Here is an 11477-nt window from a genome sequence, read left to right as displayed (position 1 = left end):
GGCTCCTACACGTGCTCAAGGCACCGCGCACAATCGGCCTGCCACACTCCGCTCTCGACTTCGAATCTACCCCATCGAAAAGACACAAGCGCACGATGTGCGCGAAAAGCCAACAAGGCGGGGACGCGGCAACGCGCCCTTTCGCGCACATCGTGCGCTCCTACACGGGTGCCGGGCGGGTCCTTGATTCGCCGGCCCGGGGCCCACAACTTTCCGATAGTCCTTACGAACCGTCCCCTCCCATGACCTTCCCCCTCAACGTCCGCCGGCTGGGGCGTGTTCCCTACGAATCCACCTGGAAGGCCATGAGCGCCTTCACGGACAACCGCACGGACGACACGGTCGACGAGCTGTGGCTGCTGGAGCACGATCCCGTGTTTACGCTGGGCCAAGCCGGCAAGGAAGAGCACGTGCTGGCCGCGGGGGATATCCCGGTGGTGCGCGTGGATCGCGGCGGCCAGGTCACCTACCACGGCCCGGGCCAGATCGTGGCCTACCCCATGATCGACCTGCGGCGGGTGGGCGTGGGCGTCCGCGAGCTGGTCTGCCGCATCGAGCAGGCCATCATCGATACCCTGGGCGAGTGGAACATCGGGGCGGAACGGCAGGAGGGCGCCCCCGGGGTCTATGTCGCCGGGGCCAAGGTCGCGGCGCTGGGCCTGCGCATCCGGCGCGGGTGCAGCTTCCATGGCCTGGCCTTCAACGTCGACATGGATCTTGCCCCCTACCACCGCATCAATCCCTGCGGGTACAAGGGTTTGGAAGTCACCCAGGTGTTAGACTTGGGCGGTCCGTCGCGGTTGGTGGACGTGGAAGACGTCCTGGTACAGGAATTCTGTAAGCAGTTCGGCTTCTCCGCCGTCGCCGCCGATCCTACCCTTCCCGAACTCCCCGCCCGCGTCGCGGTCTGAGGACGTAGCCGTCATGAGCCAAACCTCTTCCCTCTCCCCACGCAGCATCCCCATCGCCGTCGTCGACAAACCCGGCGAAAAGATGCTCGGCAACGACAAGATCGCGCTCAATCGCGCGGGCTTCGACACGAACGTGCCCACGCTGCGCAAGCCGGGCTGGATTCGCGTCCGCCTGCCGCAGGGCAACGCCGTGCAGGAACTGAAGGCGCGCCTGCGCGAGAACTCGCTGGTCACGGTGTGCGAGGAAGCCTCCTGCCCGAACATCCACGAGTGCTTCTCCAAGGGCACGGCCACCTTCATGATCCTGGGCGAGGTCTGCACGCGGCGCTGCTCGTTCTGCGACGTGGCCCACGGCCGCCCGCAGCCGCCCGATCCGCTGGAGCCCGCCCGCCTGGCCGAGACCATCCGCGACATGCGGCTGAAGTACGTGGTGATCACCTCGGTGGACCGCGACGACCTGCGCGACGGCGGTGCCGAGCACTTCGCCTCCTGCATCCGTGCCGTGCGCCACGCCAGCCCCAACATCCGCATCGAGATCCTCACCCCGGATTTCCGCGGCAAGGGCCGGATGGAGCGCGCGCTGGAGGTCATGAAGGATTTCCCGCCGGATGTCTTCAACCACAACCTGGAGACGGTGCCCCACCTCTACCGGGAGGTCCGGCCGGGCGCCGACTACCAGTGGTCGCTGGACCTGCTCAAGCGGTTCAAGGCGCAGCACCCGGAGGTCCCGACCAAGTCCGGCATCATGCTGGGCCTGGGCGAGACGATGGACCAGGTGCTGGAGACCATGCGCGATCTACGCAACCATGACGTCGACATGATCACCATCGGCCAGTACCTGCAGCCGACGGCGCATCACCACCCGGTGGTCCGTTACTGGACGCCGGACGAGTTCGATGCACTGCGCGTGGCAGGTGAGGCGATGGGTTTCGGCCATGTCGCTTCGGGCCCGTTAGTGCGATCCTCCTACCATGCCGACCTCATGGCTCACGCCGCGGGTGTCGTCGAATAAACGTTTCAACGCACTCCGAGGCTGCGATTACATGATCCTTCGTCCCGCGTTCGCCCTCCTGCTCGCCCTTTCGACGGCAGGTATCCACGCCCAGAACGCCAAACCGCAGCCGGACACCGCGCCCGCGACCAAATCGGCCGCTCCCCAGCCGAAGGATGCCTCGGAAGCCGCGACCTCGCCCGAGCCGCAGCGCAAGGAATCCACCCTGCCGCTGAAGCCCACCCCGGCCGAAGCCCAGGCATCGCAGCTGTCCGCGCGGTTCCTCACGCGCTTCCATTACCAGGCCCAGCCCCTGGACGACGCCATGTCGGCCAAGATCTACAAGGCCTACATCGAGTCGCTGGACAGCGAGAAGGTCTTCTTCACCCAGGAAGACCTGGCCAAGTTCGAGCCGATGAAAACCCAGCTCGACGACGCGATCTGGAACCAGGACCTGACCGCCCCGTTCTCGGTGTTCAACCTGTACATCACCCGCGCCGTGGACCGCATGAACTACGCGCGCGGCCTGCTGGCCAAGGGTTTCGACTTCAGCGGCAACGAAAGCTTCAACTTCGACCGCAAGAAGGCCGCCGCCCCGAAGAACCAGGCCGAGCTGGACGACGTGTGGCGCAAGCGCACCATGAACGACTGGCTGCGCCTGAAGCTGGCCGGCAAGACCGACGACGACATCCGCAAGACGCTGGACAAGCGCTACGCCACGTACATCTCGCGCGTACGCCAGCTGGACAATGAAGACGCCACCCAGGCCTTCATGACGGCTTACGCCAACTCCACCGATCCGCACACCGATTACCTCGGCCCCCGCGCCGCGGATGCCTTCGACATCGCCATGCGCCTGTCGCTCGAGGGCATCGGCGCCGTGCTGCAGGCGCGCGACGACTACACCACCATCCGCGAACTGGTGCCCGGCGGCCCCGCGTTCAAATCCGGCAAGATGAAGGCGGGCGATCGCATCGTGGCCATCGGCCAGGGCGAGACCGGCCCGATGGTCGACGTGGTCGGCTGGCGCCAGGACGACGTGGTCAAGCTGATCCGCGGCAAGAAGGACACCACGGTCCGCATCGAGGTACTGCCCGCCGATGCCGGCGTGGACGGCAAGCACGACATCGTCACCCTGGTTCGCAAGAAGGTGACGATGGAAGAGCAGGCCGCCAAGTCCAAGGTCATCGAGGTCAAGGACGGCGACGTCACCCGCAAGATCGGTGTGATCGACCTGCCCACGTTCTACCAGGATTTCGGCGCACGCCGTAACGGCGACACCAACTTCAAGAGCGCCACCCGCGACGTCTCCAAGCTGCTCACCGAGCTGAAGGCGCAGAAGGTCGACGGCGTCATCATGGACCTGCGCAACAACGGCGGCGGCTCGCTGTCGGAAGCCACGGAGCTCACCGGCCTGTTCATCGACACCGGCCCCGTGGTGCAGGTGCGCGATGCGCGCGGCCAGATCGACGCACAGGGCGATGACGCCCCGGGCATGGCCTGGGACGGCCCGATGGCCGTCATGGTCAATCGCGGCTCGGCCTCGGCGTCGGAGATCTTCGCCGCCGCCATCCAGGATTACGGCCGCGGCATCATCATCGGCGAGCCCACCTTCGGCAAGGGCACCGTGCAGAACCTGGTCGACCTCGACCGCTTCGGCAAGGCGCAGACGGGCGAGGACGCCAAGTACGGCGAGTTGAAGATGACGATCGCGGAGTTCATCCGCATCAACGGTGACAGCACGCAGCTGCGCGGCGTCACCCCGGACGTGCAGTTCCCGCAGAACGGCGACGCGAAGGAATTCGGCGAGTCTACCTACGACAACGCGCTGCCGTGGCGTCATATCGACCCGGCCGACTACAAGCCGGTCGCCGACCTGAAGCCCATCTTCGGTCCGCTCAACCAGAAGCACGACGCCCGCGTGGCCACGTCGCCGGCGTGGAAGCTGATGCTGGATGAGATGGCCCAGTACAAGAAGCTGCGCGACAAGACCGACATCTCGCTCAACTTCGCGGCCCGCCAGGCCGAGCGCAAGCAGTACGAGGCGATGCAGACCGACTTCCGCAACCGCCGGAAGGCCATCTTCGGTGGCGACGGCAGCGCATCGGACGCGTCCGATGACAACACAGGCGACGACGGCCTCAACGCCAACGAGCGCAGCCTGAAGTCCGAGATCAAGCAGGAAGCCGACGCGAAGAAGGCCAAGGACACGCCGCTGGACGAGGCCGCCCACATCGTCAGCGACGAAGTGGCCATGATCAAAGCGGATCCGAAGGTCGCCGCCGAGGTACTGCCGTACGGCGGTCGCAAGATCGACGCCCCGCAGACCGCGCAGGTGCCGCACAAGGCCGTGGCGCCGGCCGCGGGTACGCCCACGCCCTGAGGGTGAGGGCTGCCGCATGACCCGCGCCCGTCCAGGGCGCGGGTTTTTTTGTGCTCCGAAACCACCTCTTCACCCGTCCGCTGCTAGCCTCGACGCGCATTTTTCCAACGTCCGAAGGCAGGCCCATGAACGATTTTCTCGACCGTGTCGGCGTAGACGCCGCCATGCGTGCGCTGATCCTCACGTACTCCATCCGCATCGGCCTGGCCATCGTGCTGCTGGTGATCGGCTTCTGGATCGCCGCGCGGCTCGCCAACCTGGGCCGGCGCGCGCTGGAGCGGGCGCGGGTCGACGTCACCCTGGCGCTGTTCCTGCGCAACGCCATCTACGGCGTGCTGCTGGCGCTGCTGTTCATCCAGGTGCTCGGCACCATCGGCATCCCCACCGCCTCGTTCATCGCGGCCATCGGTGCCGCCGGCCTGGCCGTGGGCCTGGCACTCACCAGCTCGCTGTCCAACCTGGCCTGGGGCGTGCTGCTGATCCTGTTCCGCCCGTTCCGCGTGGGTGACTACGTCACCGTGGGCGGTATCGACGGCACGGTGCAGAGCGTCAACCTGATGCACACCTTCCTGATCACGCCGGACAATCGCGAGGCGGTGGTGCCCAACGCCAAGGTGGGCGGCGACGCGATCATCAACTACAACGTGCGCGGCACCCGCCGGTTCGAGTTCAAGGTGGGCATCGGCTACGGCGACGATATCGGCAAGGCTATGAAGGTCATCACCGACCTGTTCGAGGCCGACCCGCGCATCCTCAAGGACCCGGCGCCCGGCGTCTGGACCGACGCCCTGGGCGATTCCAGCGTCAACCTGGTCATCCGTGCCTGGACCACCGTGGCCGACATGCAGGGCGCGCAGACCAACCTGCTGCGCCGGATCAAGGAGCGCTTCGACGAGGAAGGCATCACCATTCCCTACCCGCAGAGCGAGATCCGCGTGGTGGGCGCCCCCGCGATCGAGCAGATGACCGCCACACCGCCGTCGAACACGAAACCGCCTTCTGACGCGACACCGCCGTTGTAGGAGCGGACGATGTCCGCGATAAGGCGCCACGGTCGTTTTCGCATGCGGGTTCGCGGACATCGTCCGCTCCTACACAGGCGTGGCGGCGCCCGGTGAATCGGGCGCTCCCCAGGCTTTTGGCCCAACGATCGTTTGAATCGTGGGAAAAGTCGCGCGAGGGATTACAATCTTCCGGTTGCGCCGCAGCATGGGCGCCCGTATTCCCCCGCCGGAGGGTTAGCCGCCCGCCGATGCCTGTTTTTCTGGAGGTTCCATGGCCGACGTCAAAGAAGCCCGCGTACCCGATATTGGTGGTAGCGCGGTCCCCGTCATCGAAATCATGGTCAAGGTCGGCGATCGCGTCGAGAAAGACCAGAGCCTGGTGACGCTCGAATCCGACAAGGCCACGATGGAAGTGCCGGCGCCGTTCGCCGGCGTCATCAAGGAGCTGAAGGTCAAGGTCGGCGACGAAGTGGACGAAGGCCACGTGATTGCGCTGGTCGAAGCCGACGGCGACGCCCCGGCCGAGGCGGCCAAGGCCGAGACGCCGAAGGCCGAAGCCTCGAAGCCGACGGCTACCCAGGCGGCCCCGAAGGCCGACGAAGCCAAGCCTGCCGCGGCGCCTGCCGCCGCCCCGTCACCGGCTGCCGCCAAGGCGCCGTCGGCGACGAAGGCCTCCGGCCCGGTCAACGTCACCGTGCCCGACATCGGCGGCAAGCCGGTGCCGATCATCGAGCTGATGGTCAAGGTGGGCGACACGGTCGAGAAGGACCAGAGCCTGATGACCCTGGAATCCGACAAGGCCACGATGGACATCCCGGCCCCGGCCGCGGGCGTCATCAAGGAGCTGAAGGTCAAGGTTGGCGACGAGGTCAACGACGGCGACCTGATCGCCGTGCTCGAAGGGCAGGGCGGTGAATCCGCCGAGGCCGCTGCGGCAGACGCCCAGCCCGCCGCCTCCACCGACAAGCCCGGGATCGCCGAGGCGCCCGCCGAGGCACCGAAGCGCGAAGCCGCTTCGTCGTCGGCCTCCGGCGCCTCGAAGTCGGAGCCGGTCGGCGGTGCGCCGCGCACGCCGCCGGTGTCGTTCGACGCCAGCGTCATCATGCCGGGCAACGCCCCGTACGCCAGCCCGGCCGTGCGTGCCTTCGCCCGCGAGCTCGGCGTCGATGTCGCCCAGGTCAAGGGTAGCGGACGCGGTGGCCGCATCCAGCGCGAGGACGTGTCCGGCTACGTGAAGCAGGTGATGACCTCGGGCGCTGCGCCGTCCGCGGGTGGCGCTTCCGCCGGTGGTGGCAACGGGCTCAGCCTGCTGCCGTGGCCGAAGGTGGATTTCTCGAAGTTCGGCGAGGTCGAAGAAAAGCCGCTGGGTCGCATCCCGAAGATCTCGGCGGCGAACCTCGCGCGCAACTGGGCCATGATCCCGCACGTCACGCAATTCGAAGACGCCGACATCACCGAGCTGGAAGCCTTCCGCAAGAAGCTCGGCGAAGAGAACAAGGACCTGAAGGTCACCCCGCTGGTATTCCAGATCAAGGCGGTGGTCGCGGCGCTGAAGAAATTCCCGCAGTTCAACGCGTCGCTCGATGCGGCCGGTGAAACGCTGACGCTGAAGAAGTACTACAACGTGGGCATCGCGGTGGATACGCCCGATGGCCTGGTCGTGCCGGTCATCCGCAATGCGGATACCAAGGGCCTGCTCGATCTCGCCGCCGAACTGGGCGAGATCTCGAAGAAGGCACGCGACAAGAAGCTCACCGCTGCCGACATGCAGGGCGGCTGCTTCTCCATCTCCTCGCTCGGCGGCATCGGTGGCACGGCGTTCACGCCGATCGTCAACGCGCCGGAAGTGGCGATCCTGGGTGTGTCCAAGGCGCAGATGAAGCCTGTCTGGAACGGCAAGGAATTCGCGCCGCGCCTGATGCTGCCGCTGTCGCTGTCGTACGACCATCGCGTCATCGACGGTGCCCTGGCCGCACGCTTCGCCGTGTACCTCGCCCAGCAGCTCGGCGATATCCGTCGCCTGTTGCTCTGACCGGAGGCGATACGCATGGCTAACACGATCGAACTGAAAGTACCCGACCTCGGCGGCTCGCACGATGTGCCGGTCATCGAGATCCTGGTGAAGGTCGGCGACACCGTCGCCAAGGACCAGAGCCTGGTCACGCTGGAGTCGGACAAGGCCACGATGGACGTGCCTGCTTCGCAGGCCGGCACCATCGTCGAGATCAAGGTCAAGATCGGCGACGAGCTCAACGACGGCAGCGTCATCGCCCTCATCGAGGCCTCCGGTAGCGACGCGTCGTCCGACGCCGGCAAGGCCGTCGGCCAGTCGACAGTCAAGGACGCTCCCCCGCCGGCTACGCCGTCCCCCGCACCGGCACCGCCGAAGGCTGCCGCAGCGCCTGCGGCTGCCTCGCCCGCCGCTGCGCCGTCGTCGACGGCGAAGGCCGCCGGCGATTCCGGTCGCAAGGCTGACATCACATGCCAGCTGGTCGTGCTCGGCTCGGGCCCGGGCGGCTACACCGCCGCGTTCCGTGGTGCGGACATCGGCCTGGACGTGGTGCTGGTGGAGCGCTACGAGTCGCTCGGCGGTGTCTGCCTCAACGTCGGCTGCATCCCGTCGAAGGCGCTGCTGCACGCGGCCGCCGTGATCGACGAAGCCGCCGCCATCGAGGCGCACGGCATCGCGTTCGGCAAGCCGGTGATCGACCTCGACAAGCTGCGCTCGTTCAAGGAAAAGGTGGTCGGCAAGCTCACCGGCGGTCTGGCGCAGATGGCCAAGGCCCGCAAGGTACGTACCGTCACCGGCGTGGGCAGCTTCATCTCCGCGCACGAGCTGGAAGTGCAGACGGCCGAGGGCACCAAGCTGATCCGCTTCGAGAACGCCATCATCGCGGCGGGCTCGCAGCCGGTGAAGCTGCCGTCCTTCCCGTGGGACGACGAGCGCGTCATCGATTCCACCGGCGCGCTGGAACTGCGCGACGTGCCGAAGAAGATGCTGGTCGTCGGCGGTGGCATCATCGGCCTGGAAATGGCCACGGTGTACGCGGGCCTCGGCTCGGAAGTCACGGTGGTGGAACTCGCCGACCAGCTGATGCCGGGCGCGGACCTCGACCTGGTCAAGCCGCTGCAGGGCCGGATCGCCAAGCGCTACAAGGGCATCCACCTCAAGACCAAGGTGGTCGCGGCCAAGGCCACGAAGAAAGGCATCGAGATCACCTTCGAGGGTGACAGCATCCCCGAGACCACGGTGTACGACCGCGTGCTGGTGTCGGTGGGCCGCTCGCCCAACGGCAACAAGCTCGGGGCCGACAAGGCTGGCGTGGAAGTGAGCGAGCGGGGTTTCATCCCCGTCGATCGCCAGATGCGCACCAACGTACCGCACATCTTCGCCATCGGTGATCTGGTCGGCCAGCCCATGCTGGCGCACAAGGCCACGCACGAGGCCAAGGTGGCCGCCGAAGCCGCCGCCGGGCAGAAGAGCTTCTTCGACGCGCGCGTCATTCCGTCGGTGGCCTACACCGATCCGGAAATCGCCTGGGTCGGCGTGACCGAACGCGAGGCGAAGGAGAAGGGCCTGAAGGTCGGCGTGGGCAAGTTCCCCTGGGCGGCCTCCGGTCGCGCCATCGGCATCGACCGCACCGAAGGCTTCACCAAGCTCATCTTCGACGAGGAAACCCACCGTATCGTCGGCGCCGGTATCGTCGGCCCGCACGCGGGCGACCTCATCTCCGAACTGGTCCTGGCCATCGAGATGGGCGCGGAAGCCGGCGACATCGGCCGCACCGTGCACCCGCATCCGACCTTGGGCGAGTCCGTGGGCATGGCCGCCGAGGTGTACGAAGGAACGATCACGGACCTTTACATCCCGAAGAAGAAATAGCGTTTCGGCAACCCGCATCGCGCACATCGTGCGCTCCTACACCCGCCCTTGTAGGAGCGCACGATGTGCGCGATACCCGTTGTGTAGGAGCGCACGATGTGCGCGATAGCCGTTGTAGGAGCGCACGATGTGCGCGATCACCGCCGCGTAGAAGCGCACGACGTACCCGATCGTCCGTGCAGAAACATCCGACACGCACGACCGCCATCAGACATCCCGCCCCTCACCCCCCCATCCGCGTCCGCCCCCACCCAAACAGCATTCCAATACGGATAATCCCCCACGCGCCTCACCAGCCCCGCGCGTATCGGATTGGCCACGATGTAGCGCGCCGCCGCGCGGACATCCTCATCGGCACGCAACGCCCGGTCATGGAACGCCCTCTGCCACACGGGTGAGGTGCGCCCTTCATCGCGCAGCGCTTTCGTCACCAGTGACTTCAGCTTCCTGACCATCTTCGACAGGTCGGCATCGGCATGGTCGTCGAGTTGCACCAGCCCGTGCCAGTGATCGGGCATCAGCACCCAGGCCAGGCATTCGGCGTGTCGCCAGGTGGCCGGTGCGTGGACGATGCGGGCTATCCGCCGCGCGATGCGGTAGTCGCCGAAGATCGGTGCACGATTCCAGGCCACGGCCGTGACGAGGTAGATGCGGCCGGCTTCGGAAACCCGACCGCGACGAAGTGCCTTGTTGCCAGGGTGCGATGTCATTCGTCCATCGTCCCGACGTCGACACCGTCGAAACAGCGGCGCCCACCGCATCGCAAGATGCCCCGTGCCCGAAACCCGACGTCCGGGGGTAGGAGCGCACGATGTGCGCTAAAAGCCAACAACGCGGCGACGCGGCAAGCCCCATCGCGCACATCGGGCGCTCTACCCCGCGATCATCGACAACGGCACATCGCATCGCGCGAGCGGTTGTGGCATCGTCCGGTGATGCCAGCACCGCAGCCAGCTCACTACCTCCGTCGCCTCGGCATCTGGGATGCCGCGATGATCGTCATCGGCGGCGTGATCGGGGCAGGCATCTTCCGCACGCCGGCCACCGTGGCTCAGCTGACCAGTTCGGGCACGGAGGTGATCCTGCTCTGGACGCTCGGCGGCCTGCTCACCCTTGCCGGCGTGCTCTGCTATGCCGAGCTGGGGGCGCGTCGGCCGCAGGCGGGCGGCACCTACGTGTACCTGCGCGAAGCCTTCGGCCAGTTACCGGCGTTCCTGTTTGGCTGGACGATGGCGCTGATCAATTACCCCGGCAGCGTCGCCGCCGTCGCCACCACGTTCGCCGACTACGCGTGTCGTGCGACCGGCCTGCCGCAGGAGTGGGTCAAGCCGCTGGCGGTGGGGGCGATCGCCTTCATCGTGGCGGTGAACCTGTTCGGCATCCGTGCCGGCGCATGGGTGCAGAACATCTTCACCGTGCTGAAACTGGGCGCGGTCGCGTTGCTGATCGTCGTGGGCCTCTACCTGGCGCGCGGGCACCTGGGGGCGGCGTTCGTGGCCGATCCCACGCACGACGTGCCGGCCAGCACGGTGATCGGTGCCATCCTCCCGGCCTTGTTCGCCTACGGTGGGTTCCACTACCTCAACGACCTGGCCGGCGAAGTGCGTGAGCCCCAACGCACGCTGCCCCGAGCGCTGGGCCTGGGCATGCTCGCCGTCGTGGTCTGCTACGTGCTGGTCAACATCGCCTACATGGCCGGCCTGGGACATGCCGGCCTGGCCGCGAGCACGGCGCCCGCGGCGGACCTGATGCGTCGTGTGTTCGGCGAATCCGGCGCGACCATCATCGCCGTGGGCATTGCCTGCTCGACCTTCGGTTATTGCAGCATCGCCATCGCCGGCGGCGCACGCGTGCTGCAGGTGATGAGCGCGGACGGCATGTTCTTCCGTCCGATCGCGCGCATCGACGCGAAGACCGGCGCGCCGCAGTTCGCACTGGCGGCACTGGGCGGCTGGGCGATCGTGCTGATCCTGTCGGGCAGCTTCAAGGCGTTGCTCAACTACACCACGGTGGGCGAATGGCTGTCGCATGCGTTCGGCATCGCGACCATCTTCTGGTATCGCAGGAAATTACGCGATGAGCCCTCGCCCTACCTCGTGCCTGGGTATCCGGTGTTGCCGCTGGTGTTCACGACGACGGTGTTGTGCGTGATTGCCGCCACCGCGATTACCGAGCCGGGCGATGCCGGGATGAGCCTGCTCATCATTGCCGTCGGTGTGCCGGTGTATTACCTGTGGCGGCGGAAAAGCGCGTAGGCGCTCGCCTCGACAGCCGCCCCGTGTAACCCTCGTTCAAGCGTTCCGTG

At 66.8% G+C, this 11477-nt stretch carries 8 protein-coding genes; 7 read left to right on the top strand and 1 reads right to left on the bottom strand.

Going from position 1 to position 11477, the window contains the following annotated elements; translation table 11 throughout:
* Window positions 1-242: 242 nt before the first annotated feature.
* The 6 genes from lipB to lpdA all read left to right on the top strand — a co-directional run bounded on the left by lipB (window position 243) and on the right by lpdA (window position 9172).
* A complete protein-coding gene (gene lipB / locus ACVKN3_RS14490; protein ID WP_285406858.1) occupies window positions 243-911 on the top strand; it encodes a lipoyl(octanoyl) transferase LipB in 669 nt (222 codons plus the stop codon).
* Between the two features lie 13 nt (window positions 912-924).
* A complete protein-coding gene (gene lipA, locus ACVKN3_RS14485; protein ID WP_285406856.1) occupies window positions 925-1923 on the top strand; it encodes a lipoyl synthase in 999 nt (332 codons plus the stop codon).
* A gap of 31 nt (window positions 1924-1954) precedes the next feature.
* Window positions 1955-4285 carry a carboxy terminal-processing peptidase gene (locus tag ACVKN3_RS14480; protein WP_354514920.1) on the top strand — a complete coding sequence of 777 codons (2331 nt, stop codon included), beginning with the start codon at window positions 1955-1957 and terminating at the stop codon, window positions 4283-4285.
* 125 nt (window positions 4286-4410) lie between these two features.
* Entirely contained in the window at window positions 4411-5307 is an 897-nt protein-coding gene (locus tag ACVKN3_RS14475; protein WP_354514918.1) for a mechanosensitive ion channel family protein, read from the top strand.
* A 253-nt stretch (window positions 5308-5560) separates the two neighbouring features.
* The gene (gene aceF / locus ACVKN3_RS14470) at window positions 5561-7321 is read left to right on the top strand and encodes a dihydrolipoyllysine-residue acetyltransferase (RefSeq protein ID WP_354514916.1); all 1761 of its coding nucleotides are present in this window, start codon (window positions 5561-5563) and stop codon (window positions 7319-7321) included.
* A 15-nt stretch (window positions 7322-7336) separates the two neighbouring features.
* A complete protein-coding gene (gene lpdA / locus ACVKN3_RS14465; protein WP_354514914.1) occupies window positions 7337-9172 on the top strand; it encodes a dihydrolipoyl dehydrogenase in 1836 nt (611 codons plus the stop codon).
* Window positions 9173-9309: 137 nt separating this feature from the next.
* Here lpdA and ACVKN3_RS14460 read toward each other — a convergent pair whose 3' ends face one another.
* Window positions 9310-9882, bottom strand: coding sequence for an REP-associated tyrosine transposase (locus ACVKN3_RS14460; protein ID WP_354514913.1), 573 nt, complete (start codon window positions 9880-9882; stop codon window positions 9310-9312).
* 225 nt (window positions 9883-10107) lie between these two features.
* Here ACVKN3_RS14460 and ACVKN3_RS14455 point away from each other — a divergent pair, with 225 nt between their 5' ends.
* Window positions 10108-11427, top strand: coding sequence for an APC family permease (locus ACVKN3_RS14455; RefSeq protein ID WP_285406839.1), 1320 nt, complete (start codon window positions 10108-10110; stop codon window positions 11425-11427).
* Window positions 11428-11477 lie beyond the last annotated feature (50 nt).

The organism is Luteibacter sp. PvP120 (genome assembly GCF_054055715.1).
This window is presented reverse-complemented; position numbering and strand designations above follow the sequence as displayed.

Excerpts from the sequence above, each read along its gene's own strand:
- lpdA (WP_354514914.1), top strand. The coding sequence starts at position 7,337 with ATGGCTAACACGATCGAACTGAAAGTACCCGACCTCGGCGGCTCGCAC.
- ACVKN3_RS14480 (WP_354514920.1), top strand. The coding sequence starts at position 1,955 with ATGATCCTTCGTCCCGCGTTCGCCCTCCTGCTCGCCCTTTCGACGGCA.
- lipB (WP_285406858.1), top strand. The coding sequence starts at position 243 with ATGACCTTCCCCCTCAACGTCCGCCGGCTGGGGCGTGTTCCCTACGAA.
- ACVKN3_RS14475 (WP_354514918.1), top strand. The coding sequence starts at position 4,411 with ATGAACGATTTTCTCGACCGTGTCGGCGTAGACGCCGCCATGCGTGCG.
- ACVKN3_RS14455 (WP_285406839.1), top strand. The coding sequence starts at position 10,108 with ATGCCAGCACCGCAGCCAGCTCACTACCTCCGTCGCCTCGGCATCTGG.
- ACVKN3_RS14460 (WP_354514913.1), bottom strand. The coding sequence starts at position 9,882 with ATGACATCGCACCCTGGCAACAAGGCACTTCGTCGCGGTCGGGTTTCC.
- aceF (WP_354514916.1), top strand. The coding sequence starts at position 5,561 with ATGGCCGACGTCAAAGAAGCCCGCGTACCCGATATTGGTGGTAGCGCG.
- lipA (WP_285406856.1), top strand. The coding sequence starts at position 925 with ATGAGCCAAACCTCTTCCCTCTCCCCACGCAGCATCCCCATCGCCGTC.